This window comes from Cellulomonas chitinilytica (genome assembly GCF_016862675.1).
GTDB classification, from domain to species: Bacteria; Actinomycetota; Actinomycetes; order Actinomycetales; family Cellulomonadaceae; genus Cellulomonas; species Cellulomonas chitinilytica.
In genome coordinates this window covers 175,628-190,366 of sequence record NZ_BONK01000009.1, presented here as the reverse complement: position 1 = coordinate 190,366, position 14,739 = coordinate 175,628, and the positions used below count along the sequence as shown (strand labels likewise).

Annotated in this window: 13 protein-coding genes; 3 read left to right on the top strand and 10 right to left on the bottom strand. The window is 74.4% G+C overall.

The annotated features are described in order from the left end of the window. Window positions 1–4 precede the first annotated feature (4 nt). On the bottom strand, window positions 5–622 hold the full coding sequence (locus Cch01nite_RS22935) for a TM2 domain-containing protein (protein ID WP_203756106.1): 618 nt from the start codon (window positions 620–622) through the stop codon (window positions 5–7). A 106-nt stretch (window positions 623–728) separates the two neighbouring features. Between Cch01nite_RS22935 and Cch01nite_RS14145 the strand changes: the two genes are divergently transcribed. Then, window positions 729–1,475 (top strand): hypothetical protein, encoded by a 747-nt coding sequence (locus Cch01nite_RS14145; RefSeq protein ID WP_203756104.1) that lies wholly within the window; start codon window positions 729–731, stop codon window positions 1,473–1,475. 8 nt (window positions 1,476–1,483) lie between these two features. On the opposite strand, the gene Cch01nite_RS14140 is transcribed toward Cch01nite_RS14145, so the two are convergent. Both Cch01nite_RS14140 and Cch01nite_RS14135 read right to left on the bottom strand, forming a co-directional pair. After that, window positions 1,484–2,131: an Imm5 family immunity protein gene (locus Cch01nite_RS14140; RefSeq protein ID WP_203756102.1), complete on the bottom strand. Its 648-nt coding sequence runs from the start codon at window positions 2,129–2,131 to the stop codon at window positions 1,484–1,486. A gap of 267 nt (window positions 2,132–2,398) precedes the next feature. After that, window positions 2,399–4,069 carry a glucuronyl esterase domain-containing protein gene (locus Cch01nite_RS14135; RefSeq protein WP_203756100.1) on the bottom strand — a complete coding sequence of 557 codons (1,671 nt, stop codon included), beginning with the start codon at window positions 4,067–4,069 and terminating at the stop codon, window positions 2,399–2,401. A 207-nt stretch (window positions 4,070–4,276) separates the two neighbouring features. On the opposite strand from Cch01nite_RS14135, the gene Cch01nite_RS14130 reads away from it, so the two are divergent. Further along, window positions 4,277–4,690 carry an NUDIX domain-containing protein gene (locus Cch01nite_RS14130; RefSeq protein ID WP_203756089.1) on the top strand — a complete coding sequence of 138 codons (414 nt, stop codon included), beginning with the start codon at window positions 4,277–4,279 and terminating at the stop codon, window positions 4,688–4,690. Window positions 4,691–4,710: 20 nt separating this feature from the next. On the opposite strand, the gene Cch01nite_RS14125 is transcribed toward Cch01nite_RS14130, so the two are convergent. Both Cch01nite_RS14125 and Cch01nite_RS14120 read right to left on the bottom strand, forming a co-directional pair. Further along, window positions 4,711–5,853, bottom strand: a complete 1,143-nt coding sequence (locus Cch01nite_RS14125; protein WP_203756086.1) for a hypothetical protein — start codon at window positions 5,851–5,853, stop codon at window positions 4,711–4,713. 24 nt (window positions 5,854–5,877) lie between these two features. Next, complete coding sequence (locus tag Cch01nite_RS14120; protein ID WP_203756077.1) at window positions 5,878–6,378, bottom strand: FBP domain-containing protein; 501 nt, start codon at window positions 6,376–6,378, stop codon at window positions 5,878–5,880. Between the two features lie 505 nt (window positions 6,379–6,883). Between Cch01nite_RS14120 and Cch01nite_RS14115 the strand changes: the two genes are divergently transcribed. Next, a complete protein-coding gene (locus Cch01nite_RS14115) occupies window positions 6,884–8,650 on the top strand; it encodes an alpha/beta hydrolase (protein WP_203756074.1) in 1,767 nt (588 codons plus the stop codon). 62 nt (window positions 8,651–8,712) lie between these two features. Here Cch01nite_RS14115 and Cch01nite_RS14110 read toward each other — a convergent pair whose 3' ends face one another. The 5 genes from Cch01nite_RS14110 to Cch01nite_RS14090 form a co-directional block, all read right to left on the bottom strand. Then, the gene (locus Cch01nite_RS14110) at window positions 8,713–9,477 is read right to left on the bottom strand and encodes a hypothetical protein (RefSeq protein WP_203756061.1); all 765 of its coding nucleotides are present in this window, start codon (window positions 9,475–9,477) and stop codon (window positions 8,713–8,715) included. Beyond that, window positions 9,474–10,385 (bottom strand): ATP-binding cassette domain-containing protein, encoded by a 912-nt coding sequence (locus tag Cch01nite_RS14105; RefSeq protein ID WP_203756058.1) that lies wholly within the window; start codon window positions 10,383–10,385, stop codon window positions 9,474–9,476. Before Cch01nite_RS14105 ends, Cch01nite_RS14110 begins: the two co-directional genes overlap by 4 nt. Further along, on the bottom strand, window positions 10,382–10,771 hold the full coding sequence (locus tag Cch01nite_RS14100; protein ID WP_203756055.1) for a GntR family transcriptional regulator: 390 nt from the start codon (window positions 10,769–10,771) through the stop codon (window positions 10,382–10,384). Before Cch01nite_RS14100 ends, Cch01nite_RS14105 begins: the two co-directional genes overlap by 4 nt. A gap of 145 nt (window positions 10,772–10,916) precedes the next feature. Next, window positions 10,917–12,698 (bottom strand): ABC transporter ATP-binding protein, encoded by a 1,782-nt coding sequence (locus Cch01nite_RS14095; RefSeq protein ID WP_203756046.1) that lies wholly within the window; start codon window positions 12,696–12,698, stop codon window positions 10,917–10,919. Further along, window positions 12,695–14,614 (bottom strand): ATP-binding cassette domain-containing protein, encoded by a 1,920-nt coding sequence (locus Cch01nite_RS14090; RefSeq protein ID WP_203756044.1) that lies wholly within the window; start codon window positions 14,612–14,614, stop codon window positions 12,695–12,697. Before Cch01nite_RS14090 ends, Cch01nite_RS14095 begins: the two co-directional genes overlap by 4 nt. Between the last annotated feature and the right edge of the window lie 125 nt (window positions 14,615–14,739).

The following is a 14,739-nucleotide window of genomic DNA, read 5'->3' as shown; positions in this document are numbered from 1 at the left end:
GGGGTCAGCCGCGCAACGGCCGCCCGCGTGCGTCCCGGGCGAACCGGCCGCGCCGCACCGACAGGTACAGCAGCCCCTCGAAGAACCCCCACACGGCCATGACGAGCGCCGCGAGCCCGAGCGTGAAGAACCCCCCGACGACGGTGATGGCGAGCATCGTCAGGCCGCGGCGCCAGTACCCGAGGTACATGCGGTGCAGGCCGAACGCGCCGAGGAACACCCCGAGCAGACCCGCGGCGACCCGCGACCGCTGCCAGGACCAGGTCCTGACCTCGCTCGACGCACGCGGCGCGGTGGGAACCGGTGCCCGCGGCGGCCCCCACGACGTCGCACCACGCCACTGCCCGGACGCGCCCCACCGGCCCCACTGCCCGCGCGAGCCCCACAGGCCCGACGCGCCGCGGACCAACCACGCCTGCCACGGCCACGCCCACACGTCCGGCGGCTCCGGGGCCCGCGGTGCGTCCTCGACGTCCGGCACCGGACCGGGCGGGTACCGGAACGTGGCGGAGATCGGTGGGCCGGGGAGAGCGGGCCGACGCACGGGCCTGCGCGTGACGACCGGCCGCTCGAGCACGTCGTCGAGGTCGAGGGGCGAGGGCCGGTCGATGATGTCGGTCACGGGGGCTCCCGTGGGTCGTGCGCCGCGGGCGGCGGCGGATCCTCCGAGCCTAGGCCCGGGCGTCCGCGGCGTCGACGGCGAGGCCCACCCGCAACAGACTGGCCGGGTGTGGGAAGCATGGGCGGTGCCGGTCGACGGACCACAGGTGGGCCGGTGGCTCGACCGGGAGCCGCGCACGCCGTTGTCCGCGAGCACGTACGCGCCGGCGGGCTTCGCCCGGTACGCACGCGTGCTGCACCCGGCGACGGTGCTCGGTCGACCGACGCGGTGGGCCGACGTCGCCCAGGAGGTCGGCGCGACGATCACGGCGGCGAGCCACTGGTCCGACGTCGAGCGCGCCGCCGGCCTCGCGGCCCCCGCGGACGCGCCGCGCATCGGACCTCCCGATCTGGGAGTCCTTCCGCCCGAGACCCTGGCCCTGCTCGTCGACGTGCTGGCGGACCACACCGCGACGCCCGAGGCCTGCTGCTTCGCGTTCTGGGCGGGTTGGGCGCACCTGCGCGGCGGCCCGGCAGTCGCCCCGCTCGGCGCGTCGAGCCCCCAGGTCCGGACGCTGACCGCCGAGGAGCGCGACGCGCCGACGCTGCACCTCCCCGGGCGCGAGTACCACGTGGTGCGGGGCGCGCTGAGGTCAGCGGTCGCGACGGCCCGGGACGACGGTGCGGACGCCGGCTGGTACCGGTCGCCCAGCCTCATCTGGCCGCAGGACCGTCAGTGGTGCATCTCGACCGAGGTCGACCTCGACTCCACGGTCGTCGGCGGGACGGAGTCCGCGGTGGGCGACGTCGTAGGCTGCGGCGGCCTCGAGGGCTTCGAGGTGGGTCCGGAGCAGCAGATCGCCGCGTACGCGTAGCCGCGCGGTCACAGCGGGGGCGGCTCCGTCGGGTAAGGGACCAGCGGCGAGTCGACGTCCCACGCGAAGGGCACCGCCACGAGCAGGTACCACTCCCAGAACCGTGCCCGGACCTGCGGGTCGCCGATCCCCTCCCACGTCGCGCCACCCGTCCAGGCGAGCGACGCGTAGAAGGACGACTCCCACACCGTCGGGTCGGCCTCCTTCTCGGGGACGGACAGCTCGTCGAGCGGCGGGTCGTACAGCACCGTCGCGACGGCTGCCACGCACGCGAGCAGCGCGTGCACGGCGCGCGGGTCGACGGTCCCGAACAGGCCGTTCGCCCGCGCGGACGCCTCGTCGTGCAGGTCTGCGAGCACGTCGGTGCCGAGCTCGCCGCGCATCACGGCGGCCGCCGCGGCGGTCAGCCGCTCCGCCTCGGCGTGCAGCCCGGGGTGCTCGCGCAGCACCGGGAGGGCGGCGTACGCGCACGTCACGGCGAGCTTGGCGCGCAGGTACCGGCCGGCCTCGGGGTGGGTCCGTCGGGCCGCGTCCTCCAGCAGCCGGTGCAGCCGGCCACGGGCGGCGGCGGGGAGCTCGCCGTCCGCGTCGATCGCGGCGGCGGCACGGACGAGGCCGGACACGAGCGTCGGGGGCAGGTCCACCGGGGCCGTCATGCGCGGACCGGGGCGGGTGAGAGCGAGGTGAGCAGAGATTGGTCGGGGGCAGCAGCGGGGGAGACGTGCAGGTCAGGCATGGGGGACACCTTCCGTGGGGCCGGCGCCCGAACTGTACCGAGATGCCCGGAACCGTCGGGCCGGTTTGCCCGGACCTCACCGGTACGGCCCATCGGGACGCCTGCCGCCGCGCCGGACCCGCTCGTCGCAGACGTGCGCCCGGTGCGGCGGCTCCGCCCACCGCACCGGGCGCTGTCGAGGGGCCGTTCAGCCGGCGCTGCAGGTCGGGGTGAGCGTGCCCGCGGTGCCGGTGGCCTGGAAGCCGAACTCGGTGGCCTGCCCGGCGCCGAGCGCCCCGTTCCAGGCCACGTTCGTCAGCTGGACCGCCCCGGCGCTCGCGCTGCGGTTCGCGTTCCACGCGTTGCTGATCGTCACGTCCGACGGGAGCGTCAGGCCGACGTTCCACCGGCTGACCGCCGAGGAGCCGGCGTTGACGCGGACGGTGGCGACGAAGCCGCCCCACCACTGGTTGACGGAGACCGTGGCGGTGCAGCCGCCCGGCTGCGGCGTGGGGGTCGGGGTGGGTGTCGGCGTCGGCGTGGGGGTCGGCGTGGGTGTGGGGGTGGGCGTCGGTGTCGGGGTGGGCGTGGGCGTGGGCGTGGGTGTCGGGTTGGGTCCGTCGCTCAGCACCGGCGTCTGCCAGTCGGCCCAGTCGGACAGCCGGCCCTGCGCCTTGCTGGAGATCCGGATGGTGCCCGCGGCGCTGCCCGTCTTCAGCAGGTACTTCTGGATGTTCTGCTGCAGCGGCGTCTTCCACTCGTTCCGGATGGCGCAGTGGTTCCCGTCGGTGATGTCCGACCAGTACGTGATGTTGTCGCCCGCGCCGAGCGCCTTGTAGACCTCCGCACCGCCCAGGGCGGCGACCGAGGCGGACTTCGGGCCGAGGTTCGCGATGTGCGGGTTGTCCATGATGAACAGGCCGCGCGGCGCCGTCAGGGCGACGACCTGGTGGGTGTCGATCGGCAGCCGGTTCGGGTTGCTCGTGAAGGTGCTGAACGCGTCGCCGAGCCACGGCTGCTCGCCGTAGGCGCTGCTCAGCGACTGGGCGCCCTCGCCGGGGATGCCGCGGAAGATCGGGGCGCCGGCGCTGCCGGACTCGATGGGCATCGACAGGGCGATGCGCTGGTCGAACGCGCCAGCCACGAACGCGCCCTTGCCGAACCGGGAGCATCCGGTGACGCCGGTGGCGTCGGCCTTGAGGATCGACCCGCCGGACTGCTCGATGACGTCGATGATCCGGCTGACGCCCCACGACCAGGCCATGAGCAGGCCGGTGCTGCTCTGCGCGCCGTACAGCGTGTAGAAGGCGCCCTGCTTGTTGTTCCGGGCGGTCCCCTCCTTGCCGACGGTGTACGGGTCGTAGCTGATGACGGCGGCGCCCGCGGCCTTGATGGTGGCGGTGTCGGCGCCGAAGCCGCCGTACACGATGACCGCCGGGAACGGGCCGGTCCCGCTCGGCAGAGACACGCTCGCGGAGAACGTCGAGCTCTTGCCCTGGTACGTGGACGTCACCGAGATGCTGGACGACGACACGGTCCCGGTGACCGACGGCTTGCCGGGCTTCTCGCCGTAGACGAACTTCTCGGCGAGGCGCTTGGTGAGCTCGCGCTGGCAGCGCCAGTCGGCCTTCGTCGCGATCCGGGAGCCGTCGAGCCGCTTGAACGGGTCGGGGAGCTTGGCGTTGGTCGCCAGCGACCCGGCGTCGGGCAGCGTCGGGACGGCGCAGTCGGCGCCCTCGTCCTCGACGGCGGCCGTGTACGTGGCCGCCTGGGCGCTGCTCGCGAGCGGGATGGCGGTGAGCGACGCCGTGGCGGTGAGAGCCGCGACGGCTATCCCGACGACGGCGGGGCGGAGCGTGCGGCGGCCCGGGCTGATCATCAGAACCCTCCGTTGGGTGATGAGGCGACGTTCGATACTTTCGGAAACCTGAGCGCTACCTGTGGATTCGTCACTGTTGAGCGGGCCCTCGACGATGGGCAAGATGTGAACCCTTTAATGAAGGGCCGGGAGGGCATCTCCATCGATGCACGACGATGACCGCATGATCCCGACCCGCGTCGCCGCTCGGCGCGCACCCGCCGCGCCATGACGATCCACGTCGTCGGCGCCCTGCTCGTCGACGGCGACCGCGTCCTTTTCGGTCACCGCACCCCGACCCGGCGCTGGTACCCGGACGTCTGGGACCTGCCCGGCGGGCACGTCGAGCCCGGCGAGTCCGGCTGGGACGCGCTCGTCCGTGAGGTCGACGAGGAGCTCGACGTCGCCGTCGTCGCCGCCGACGACCACTGGCGCGTCCGCGTCCACCTGCCCGGCGAGGACGCCGTCGAGATCGACGTCTGGCGCGTGACCTCATGGGTCGGCGAACCGACCAACCGATGCCCCGACGAGCACGACGAGCTCCGCTGGTTCACCGCCGCGCAGGCCGCGACCGCCGACCTGGCGCACCCCGAGCTGCTCGGGCTGGTCCGGTCCGCGCTGGCGCCGCGGCCGGAGTCCTAGGCGCGCACGTCCGGCGCCGGTCAGCCTCCGAGCAGGGCGCGTGCGGGGCTGATGCTCCCCGGCAGCACGCCGTCCGGCAGCGTCAGCCACGGGGCGACCGCGTGGGTGTCGAGGTCGATGGTGCACAGGGCGGCCGGGCAGAGGCCGGGCACCTCACCCACCAGCGCACCCCCGACGAACCCGTCCAGGTTCGTCGCGCCGTCGAACCCGTACTGCTCCTTGGAGCCTGTGACGGAGAGCAGCGCGTGCGAGTCGGGACCGGTCACCGACGCGTTCTCGTCCCAGCCGAGCAGCGTCTGCGCGTCACGCCAGGGGTCCCCGTAGACCATGTGCGTCATCGACCACTCGTGCGTGTCGACGCCGCCGCGGGTCCCGACCACCCGCGCGGACGCCCACACCTCGTCGTCGTCCGTGGAGTCGGACGGGTGGGCGATGCCGTACGCGAACAGCTTCCCGTCGGGGGAGTAGCTGGGATACGTCTCGACGGGTACCGCGTCCGAGACGTGCTCGACGAGACGGAAGGCGCCCGTCCCGATCGCCACCTCCTCGACGACGACCCATCCCGTGGGTTCCGTCGGGTACTCGTTCGGCGTCGAGCAGTACGTGACGACCCCGAGGTGCTGCGCGTCCGGGGCCCACGCGACGGAGTCGACGACGCAGTCGTCCGGCAGGACGACCGGGACCTTGCGCACCGAGCCGGTCCGCAGGTCGACGACCTCGACCTCGACGTGGTCTGTGACCCACGTGGTCTGCACGAACGACCGCCCGTCCGGGGCGAGCAGCGGCAGCACCCCCACGGACTGCGCCACCGGCTCCGGGACGTCGGGGCGGACCCACTCACCGGTCGCCGCGTCGACGACCACGAGGAGTCGTCGCCCGGCCTCGGTGTCGAACAGGGTGGCCGCGAGCAGCGCCTGCTCGACGGGACGCGTCGGGAGCGTGGCAGGGTCCAGCGAGACGGCCGGGACCTGCCGTGCGCCGTCGCCCGTCGCGGGCGCGCGGGGGGCCGCCGCCCGCGACCGGTGGGGTCGCGGCTCCGACGTGGCGGCGGGTCCCCCGACGGCGCTCGTGCAGGACGACAGCAGGGCGGTGGCGCCCACGACCACGGCGGCGACGAGCAGGAGACGTCGGGCCGGCCCGGCTGCGCGGCGTGTCCCGGTCACCTCGCGTTCATCGGCCCGCCGAGGTCAGACCTTGACCTCGCGGAGGATCTCCCGGGCGAACCGCTGCGACCGCTCGCGCAGGCCGGCGATCCGCTGGAGCACCAGCCCGGCCGGGTCCTCGCCCGCCTCGACGATCCGGGGCTTGCGGCGCACGTTGGCCGAGCACTCGAACGTGGTGCAGACGAGCGTGCCGACGGTGTCGCCGTTCCGCCCGGCCGCCCCCGAGCGGCGGGCGACGTACATCGACACGTCACCGGTCGCGTAGACGTCCTCGCACCACGCGCACACGGCACGACGCCGGGACGCGACGCCGTCGGGGGAGCGCAGCGTCAGGCCGACGAGGGTGTCGTCGACGGTGAGCACCACGTAGGCACGCAGGGGTGCCTTGCGGTCCACCCAGCCCAGGTAGTCGAGGCGGTCCCACCGGAGCTCGGCGAGGTCGGCGGGGAGGGTGAGCTGCGCGGCCTCGCGGCGCGAGCAGTTCACGAAGGACGAACGGATCTGCTTCTCGGTCAGGGGGTCCATGGTTCTCGGCTCTCGTGCGACGGGTGCCGTGCGCGCGCGGGCGTGCCCGACGGTCGTCGTCGGGACGCGTGCGCACGGCGGTGGCGAACGGACCGGTCGGTGCGGCCGACCGGTCGGTGCCGCCCGGCGAGGGGCGCCGACGAGGCCGCGGGACCGAGGGTCCGGCGGCGGTGCCGTGAGGCGTCAGGCGTGCTCGGCGGGCGTCCGGCCCGCGGCTGAGCAGGCCAGGACGGCCGCCTCGCTTCCCCGCTGCATCGTGATGCGCTCCGTGGTCGACGGTCCGGGGCTCGGCCCCGGGATGGTGCGCCGCCGGCTCGGCGGGCGCTCGTCCAGGGTAGACGGTGCCACGGATGGCAACCGCAACGGTGAGCGCTCACATTTCCCCCGATTCTTCACAATTGGTGCCTTGTCCGGCCGTCGCGGGCTTCGGGAGGGTGGGAGCGGCCCAGAGGTCGGACCGGACGCAAGGGCGCACGGCCGGCGGGTCCATACGCAGGGGGAACGCATGACACGTAGACATCGCCATGCCCGCAGCACGCTCGTCGCGCTCGTCGCGCTGAGCCTGACCGTCACCGTCGGCGCCACCGCCGCGAACGCGGCACCGAAGACCGACCGCACGAGCCCCTACGAGGCGGCCCGGGTGGACCGGGTCCCCGCACCCGACCCGCAGTGGTTCGACTGTGCGGCGGCGTTCGCCGACGGCGCCCAGTGCGGGACCGTCCAGCTCCCGCTCGACTACGACGAGCCGGGTGGCGCCACCACCGAGGTCGCGCTGCTCAAGATCCCGGCGACGGACCAGGCCCACAAGATCGGCTCCCTGTTCGTCAACCCCGGCGGACCGGGCGGCTCCGGCGTGCAGATCGCCGCGGCGGCGTCGCAGTTCCTCTCGCCGGCGCTGCTGGAACGGTTCGACGTCGTCGGCGTCGACCCGCGTGGCACGAACTACAGCAGCAACGTCCGCTGCTTCAAGGACCTCGGTGCGCAGGCGAACGCGCTGGCCGGCCTGAACGTGCCGTTCCCGGTCGGCGACGCCGAGACGGGTCCGTACATCGCGTCGTCGAAGGCGTTCGGCGTCGGCTGCTCGACGACCGGCACGCCGCTGTCCGGGTCGATGTCGACGGCCGAGGTCGCCCGGGACATGGACGTGCTGCGCCGGACCGTCGGCGACCAGAAGCTCACCTACCTGGGCTTCTCGTACGGCACCTACCTGGGCAACGTGTACGCCAACCTGTTCCCGGACCGGGTGCGGGCGGTCGTCATCGACGGCGTCCTCGACCCGGTCGCGTGGGCGGGCACCCCGGCCACCGCGAGCATCCCGCAGACGGAACGGCTGAAGTCGGGGCAGGGCGCGTCGAAGGCCCTCACCGAGATCCTCGCCCGCTGCGCCACGGCGGGGCCGGACTACTGCGTCACGGCGGGCCTCGGCGACCCGGCGACGATCTACGCCGAGATCGTCGCGTCGCTCAAGGAGCAGCCGCTCGTCATCACCGACGAGAACGGCGAGCCCGTGTTCGAGCTGACGTACGCCATCCTCACGTCGTTCCTGCTCGGTGACCTGTACGCCCCCGAGGGCAGCACGTACGTCGACCTGGACCTGTCGACCGTGTACTCGCTGCTCCACCCGGCGACCGGTGACGTGGCCGCCGCCCGCGCGGGGCTGCTCGCGAAGTACCAGGCGCTGCAGGCCCCCGCGGCCCGCAGCGACGCGTTCGCGAACCTCGGGTTCCCGTACGACAACTCGCCCGAGGCGTTCCAGTCCGTGCTGTGCACGGACGGCAAGAACCCCGCCAAGGCCGAGAGCTGGGTGCCCGCGGCCGCCCGCGCCGACGCGGACGCCCCGGGTTTCGGACCGCTGTGGACGTGGGCGTCGGCCCCGTGCGCCCGGTCCACGTGGACGGTGCGCGACGAGGACGCCTACTGGGGCACGTACAGCCACCGGACGTCCGCACCCGTGCTCGTCGTCGGCAACTACTGGGACCCGGCGACGAACTACCAGGGCGCCGTCGCGGCGTCGAGCCTGCTGCCGAACAGCCGGCTCCTGTCGAGCGACAGCTGGGGTCACACCGCGTACGGGACGTCCGCGTGCGTGACGGACGCCGTGGACTCGTACCTGCTGACCGGCACGCCGCCGGCCAAGGGCGCGCTCTGCACCGGTGACGCGCAGCCGTTCACCGAGCCGCTCGGCGCCGGTGCCCGGTCGCGGACCGCCGTTCCCGAGCGGTCGCTGCCGCCCGTGGTGCCGCCGCTCCCCGGCGCGCTGCCCCGGTCCTGACAGCTCGGGCAGGGGGACGACACGTCGTCCCCCTGCCCGGGTCAGGCCGGCCGACCGGCGGGTCAGGTGGCGCGGACCGGCACGGTCGCGCCACGGGCCAGCCGGTCGAACGCGAACGCCATGGCGGCGGCGACCAGCAGGCCCCCGGTGACGGCGACCGGGACCGACAGGCCACGGCCGCCGAACCAGGTGTCCGTCGCGATCGGTCCGGTGTCGGCGGCGAACAGTGCGGAGACGAGCAGGATCGGGCCCGCGGTCACGGGCAGCGTCACGGTGCCCCACCAGCCCCCGCCGCGCTGGAACGCCATCCCGACGAGCAGCCCGGACAGGTTGGCCACGAGGGAGGTGACCAGCGACGCCGGGACGAACGTGCCCGGCCCGGCGCCCGCGGACAGGTCGTCGAAGAACTGCCACTGCCAGCCCGCCGCGCTGTAGACCGCCCGCTCGACGACCAGCAGGACCGAGAACACGACCCCGTAGACGACAGCGGTGGCGGCCGCGGCCAGGATCGCGCCGAGGGCCATGCTGCGGCGGGTCAGCCCGGCCGCGACGTGCACCGGGAGGTAGGCGCCCGAGACGGTGATGAACACCGCGAACGGGAACCAGATCGCACCGTGCCGGGCGAACGCGAGGATGCTGATCGCCGGCTCGCCGACGACGGCGACGACGACGGTCGCGGCCGTGACGGCGACGACCACCAGCCCCCAGAACCACAGCGCGAGGAACAGCGACCGGCCCAGCAACCAGCGGGCGGTCGGCCACACCTGGCCGACGAGGTACCCCGGGCCGGCCGTCGTCGGGGCGGCGAAGGACGCGGCGGCGGTCATCGGGACTCCTGCGGGGTGAGGGGCGCGGCGGCGCGGTCGCCCGCGTGGTCGGTGAGGTGGACGAACAGGTCCTGCAGCCCGACGGCACCGAGCTCCAGCCCGGCGGCCCGCGCACGGGCCTCGTCATCGGGGGCAGTGCCGATGACGGTGGCCTGCGCCGTCCGGCCGAGGGTCTGCCGGGCGACGACCCGGCGGCTCGTGACGAACGCGTCGACCTCGTCGGCCGGACCGGTGACCGTGAGGCCCTGCTCGCGGAGCGTGGCCGCGTCGTCGGCGGCGAGGACACGGCCGTGGTCGAGGATCACGACGTCCTCGAGGAGCCGTTCCACCTCGTCGATCAGGTGACTCGACACGACGATCGTGCGGGGGTGCGCCATCCAGTCGGCGAGCAGCGCGTCGTAGAACGCGTACCGGGCGGGGGCGTCCATGCCGAGGTGGACCTCGTCGAGCAGCGTGAGCGGAGCGCGGGTGGCGACGCCGACGACGACGCCGAACGCCGACCGCTGGCCCCGGCTCAGCTTGTCGGGGCGCTTGGACGGGTCGATCTCCAACCGGTCGAGCAGCGACTCGGCGGTCGCCCGGTCGAAGGTCGGCCGGCGCTCGGCGAGGAAGCGCAGGTTCTCCGTGATCGGCTCGTCGGCGACGACGTCGCCGCTCTCCCGGACCAGGCACGTGCCGCCCATGACGCGCGCGTTCTCCCACGGGTCCTCGCCGTCGACGAGCACGGCGCCGGACGTGCCTCGGCGGAACGCGGCGGCGACCGACAGGAACGTCGTCTTGCCGGAGCCGTTGCGGCCGAGCAGCCCGGTGATGACGCCGGGGCGGATCTCGAAGGAGACCTGGTCGAGCGCGGTCGTGGGGCCGTAGCGGACCGTGAGGTCGCGGACCTGGACGCCGAAGCCTGTCATCGGGTGCCTGCCTGGGGGGTCGGGTGGTCGTGGGCGGCGTGCTCGCGCAGGCGGGCGACGATCTCGTCGACGTCGATGCCGAGCACGCGGGCCTGCGCGAGCACCGGGTCGACCACGTCGGTGAAGAACGACTCGCGGCGCTCGGCGCGCAGCGTCTCGCGAGCCCCGGGGGCGACGAACATGCCGACGCCGCGGCGCTTGTAGAGGACGCCCTCGTCGACGAGCTCGGCGAACGCCTTGGCGGCGGTGGCCGGGTTGATGCGGAAGGTCGTCGCGTACTGCGTGGTGGACATGACCTGCTCCTCGGCCTGGAGGGCGCCGCTGAGGACGTCGTCGCGGATCTGGTCGGCGATCTGGACGTACAGGGGCTCACGGCCGTCGAACATCTGCCGCCTCCTGCCGTCGTGAGGTTCTGTGGTTCATTACTCGACTAATGAACCACAGAACCAGCGATCGGGACAAGAGGGATCGTCTCGGCGGGGCTGGCGGGGCTGGCGGGGCTGGCGGGGTTGGGGCCGGCGGGTGGCCGTGTCAGTCGGCGTAGGCCCTTGCCTGGAGGGTCCAGAGGGCCGAGTAGCGGCCGCCCGCGGCCAGCAGGTCGGCGTGCGCGCCCTGCTCCACGACCCGGCCGCCGTCCAGGACGACGATCCGGTCGGCCAGCCGCACGGTCGACATGCGGTGCGTGACGAAGATCGTCACCCCGCCGACCGTCGCCGCGACCTCGGCGGCCGTCGCCTGGTACGCGTCGACCAGGCGCTGCTCGGCGAGGGCGTCGAGGGCCGCCGCGGGCTCGTCGAGCGTGAGCAGCAACGGGTCCGTGCGCATGAGGGTCCGGGCGAAGCCGACCGACTGCCACTGGCCCCCGGACAGGTCCTCGCCGTCCGCGTACCCGAGGCCGAGCACCCCGTCCAGGCCGACGCGCTCCACCGTCGCGGTCGCCCCGGCGCGCGCGACCGCGGCCGTGACCGCGCCGGGCTCGTCGACGTCGGTCAGCCGCCCGATCCCCACGCTGTGCTGCAGGGAGAGCTCGACGCGCGCGAAGTCCTGGAACAGCGCCGCGGTCCGGGAGCGCCACGCGGCCGGTGCGACGTCCCGCAGGTCGACGCCCTCGACGAGGATGCGGCCGCCCGTCGGCCGGTACAGGCCGGTGAGCAGCTTGAGAAGGGTGCTCTTGCCGGCGCCGTTCTCGCCGACGAGCGCGACCGACGTGCCGGCGGGCAGGTGCAGGTCGACCTCGTGCAGCGTGTCGCCGTCCGCCCCGGGGTACCGGAACGTGACGCCTTCCAGACGCAGGCCGTCGCCCGTCGTCGCCGGGACCTCGCCGGTGCGCGCCGGGCCGGCGGCGCGCGTGACCTCGTCGTCGAACGTGACGAACCTGCGCAGGCCGGCGGCCGCGCGGTGCACCGAGCCGAGCAGCTCGACGCCCGACGACATCTGCGACCCGAGCTGCGTCGCGAGCGTGACCGTGAGGACGACCGCGCCCGCGCTGGCCCGGCCGGTTCGCGCGAGCTCGTACACCCACAGCACGGCGGCGACGTAGCCGAGCCCGAACACGAGCTGGCCCGCGGCCCGCAGGAGGGCGTGCCGGCGGTCGGCCGCCGCCATCGCCGTGCCGTACGCGTCGAGCAGCGCGGCCTGCCGGTCGAGCAGGAAGCCCGCGCCGCCCGCGAGCCGCACCTCCTTCTGGGACGCGGGGCTCGCGGCCAGCCGACGCAGGTACCGGATCCCGCGGGTGGTGGGCGACTGCGCCTCGCGGACGGCCTGCAGGCCCGCCTCCGCGCGACGGCCGAGGACGACGGGCACGACGGCGGCGAACGGGAGCGCGAGCAGCCACGGCGACACCGCGCCCAGCACCACCGCGGTGAGCAGCACCTGGACGACGAGCGCGCCGAGCTGGAGGCCGAACTGCACGGTCGAGCGCAGCTGCATGACGTCCTGGCGGAGCAGGTCGACACGGTCCGCGAACGCCGGGTCGTCCGAGTGCGCGAGCTCCTCCGGGCCGTTCACCAGCCGCAGCAGGTCGCGGTTGAACCGCTCCTCGGTGAGCTCCGCGAGCTCGAAGTACGACAGGTGCGCGAAGTGGCCGAGCATGAGCTCGCCCGTCAGCGCGACGGCGACGACGACCGCCCACGTCGTCGCGTCTCCGACGGCCCCCGCCGTGACCGCGTCGACGAGCCGGCCCGCGCCGACGGCGACCAGCGGGGTCGCGACCGAGCCGAGGAGCAGCAGGCCACCGCCGACGAGCAGCCGTCGCCGGTCCAGCCGCCACCCGATCGCGAAGAGCCGCCCGAGGCAGAACACCACGTCCCTCATGCCTGCACCGTCCGCATCTCGTCGTCGCCCGCGCCTGTGCTGCTGCCGTCCGTCCCGCCGAAGCGCCTCGCCTGCACCTCGAACATCCGCGCGTACGTGCCGCCGAGGTCGACGAGCTCGTCGTGGCTGCCCGACTCGGTGACCCGGCCGCCGTCCAGCACGACGATCCGGTCGGCCCGACGCACGGAGGAGAACCGGTGCGAGATGACGAGGCTCGTGACCCCGCGGGTCAGGTCGAGGAACTGGTCGTAGAACTCGGCCTCGCCGCGGGCGTCGAGCTGCGCGGTCGGTTCGTCGAGGACCAGCACCGACGCCCCGTGCCGGACGGCGAACAGCGACCGGGCCAGCGCGAGCCGCTGCCACTGGCCGCCGGAGAGGTCCCGGCCGCCGGGCAGCGCCCGGGTCAGCGGCGTGTCCAGGCCCAGCGGCAGCCCGTCGAGCAGGTCGCCGAGACCGACCCGGCGGACCTCCGCCGCGATGCCGTCGTCGTCGTCCCGGTGCTCGATCGCGCCCATCGCGACGTTCTCCCGCAACGGCATCTCGTAGCGCAGGTAGTCCTGGAACGTGATGGCGAACGCCCGCTGCCAGGCGTGCGCGTCGAGGTCGCGCAGGTCGACGCCGTCCACAGCGACCGTCCCGCCGTCCGGCCGGTACAGGCCGGTGAGGAGCTTGACGAGCGTCGTCTTGCCCGCGCCGTTGACCCCGACGAGCGCCGTCGACGTGCCGACCGGGAGGTCCAGGTCGAGCCCGTCGAGCACGGGACGGTCGGGTCGGTAGCCGAACCGGACCTCACGTGCGGTGATCGCCTGCGCGGGCGTGATCCTGCCCTCAGTCGGCGCCGCCTGCGGGCCTGCGTCGTGCTGCGCCTGCGCCTCGAACTCCAGCAGGGCCTCCCACGCGCTGCGGCCGTAGACGAGCTTCACGTCGGACTCGGGGAACATCACGCCGAACCGCGCGCACAGCACGAGGCCCTGCACCGCGACCGCTGCGGCCCCGACCTGCCCGGCCTCCGCGGACCGCGCCATCGCGACGAGCCCGGCGACCGACCCGGCCAGCGCGACCGCCGCGTACGTGAGGAACGGGACGCCGTACACGCGCCGCCGCCACCGCCACAGCGGGTCGAGCACCGCCCGGTTCTCCGCCGCGTACCGCTCGTCGAGCCAGTCGACCAGGCCCAGGGTGCGGATCTCCTTCGCGGCGCGGGTGCTCGTCGCGAGCTCGCGGACGTACGTCGCGCGCCGGCGCAGCGGCTGGAACCCGCGGATGAGCTGGCCCCAGCGGAAGAACGCCTCCGTCTGCCCGGCCCGGGCGACCAGCGCGACGACGGCCCCCGCGAGCGCCACCCACGGACCTGCGACGACGCCGAGGACGACGACCGCGCCGACGAGCTGCGTGTAGCGGGCGACGAGCGCGAGACCGCCCTCGACCGCTGCGCCCGGGGTCAGCGTCCACTGCTCGAACGCCTCGTCCGCCTGCGCCAGCCGGTCGGCGACCTCCGGCCGCTCGAGCGTCGCGAGCTCGGCCCGCTGCAGCGCGAACGCCGTGAACCGCGTCAGGCACGCCGCGTCCACCCGGCGGGCGACCGCCTTGGACAGCACGAGCTGGACGGGCGCGAGGAGCTGCTGGCCGAGGAACGCGCCGATCGCGAGGGCCAGCCACGGCATCGCGCCGCCGTCGTCGAGGTGCTGCAGCGCGGCGCCCGTCCCGATCATGAACACGACCGGGGCGGCGCCGGCGAGCAGGTGCACCGTCGTCGTGAGCGCGACGAGCGGCCGGCCCGCGTACGTCGTCAGGTGGCGCAGCTGGGCGGCGGCCGTGCGGCGCTGCCGCCAGCGAGCGCCCAGGCCGCGCAGCGTGGGCCGGGCGACGTCCGCACCGAGCTGGTCCATGTCCGCGACGCTCGCGGTTCCCGTCACGATGTCTCCTGTCTGGTTCGTCCCGTCCGGCCGCGCGAGACGTTACCGGTAAAGACGCCGGCTCCGACAGGGAGTTTCCCCACCTGCGCCGCCACGTGACGGGCCGGGCGGGCGGGTGTCTGGCG

Bases quoted from the DNA above. Each gene is read 5' to 3' on its own strand.
- Cch01nite_RS14115 (WP_203756074.1), top strand. From the start codon at position 6,884: ATGACACGTAGACATCGCCATGCCCGCAGCACGCTCGTCGCGCTCGTC.
- Cch01nite_RS14135 (WP_203756100.1), bottom strand. From the start codon at position 4,069: ATGATCAGCCCGGGCCGCCGCACGCTCCGCCCCGCCGTCGTCGGGATA.
- Cch01nite_RS14120 (WP_203756077.1), bottom strand. From the start codon at position 6,378: ATGGACCCCCTGACCGAGAAGCAGATCCGTTCGTCCTTCGTGAACTGC.
- Cch01nite_RS14140 (WP_203756102.1), bottom strand. From the start codon at position 2,131: ATGACGGCCCCGGTGGACCTGCCCCCGACGCTCGTGTCCGGCCTCGTC.
- Cch01nite_RS14105 (WP_203756058.1), bottom strand. From the start codon at position 10,385: ATGACAGGCTTCGGCGTCCAGGTCCGCGACCTCACGGTCCGCTACGGC.
- Cch01nite_RS14095 (WP_203756046.1), bottom strand. From the start codon at position 12,698: ATGAGGGACGTGGTGTTCTGCCTCGGGCGGCTCTTCGCGATCGGGTGG.
- Cch01nite_RS14130 (WP_203756089.1), top strand. From the start codon at position 4,277: ATGACGATCCACGTCGTCGGCGCCCTGCTCGTCGACGGCGACCGCGTC.
- Cch01nite_RS14100 (WP_203756055.1), bottom strand. From the start codon at position 10,771: ATGTTCGACGGCCGTGAGCCCCTGTACGTCCAGATCGCCGACCAGATC.
- Cch01nite_RS14110 (WP_203756061.1), bottom strand. From the start codon at position 9,477: ATGACCGCCGCCGCGTCCTTCGCCGCCCCGACGACGGCCGGCCCGGGG.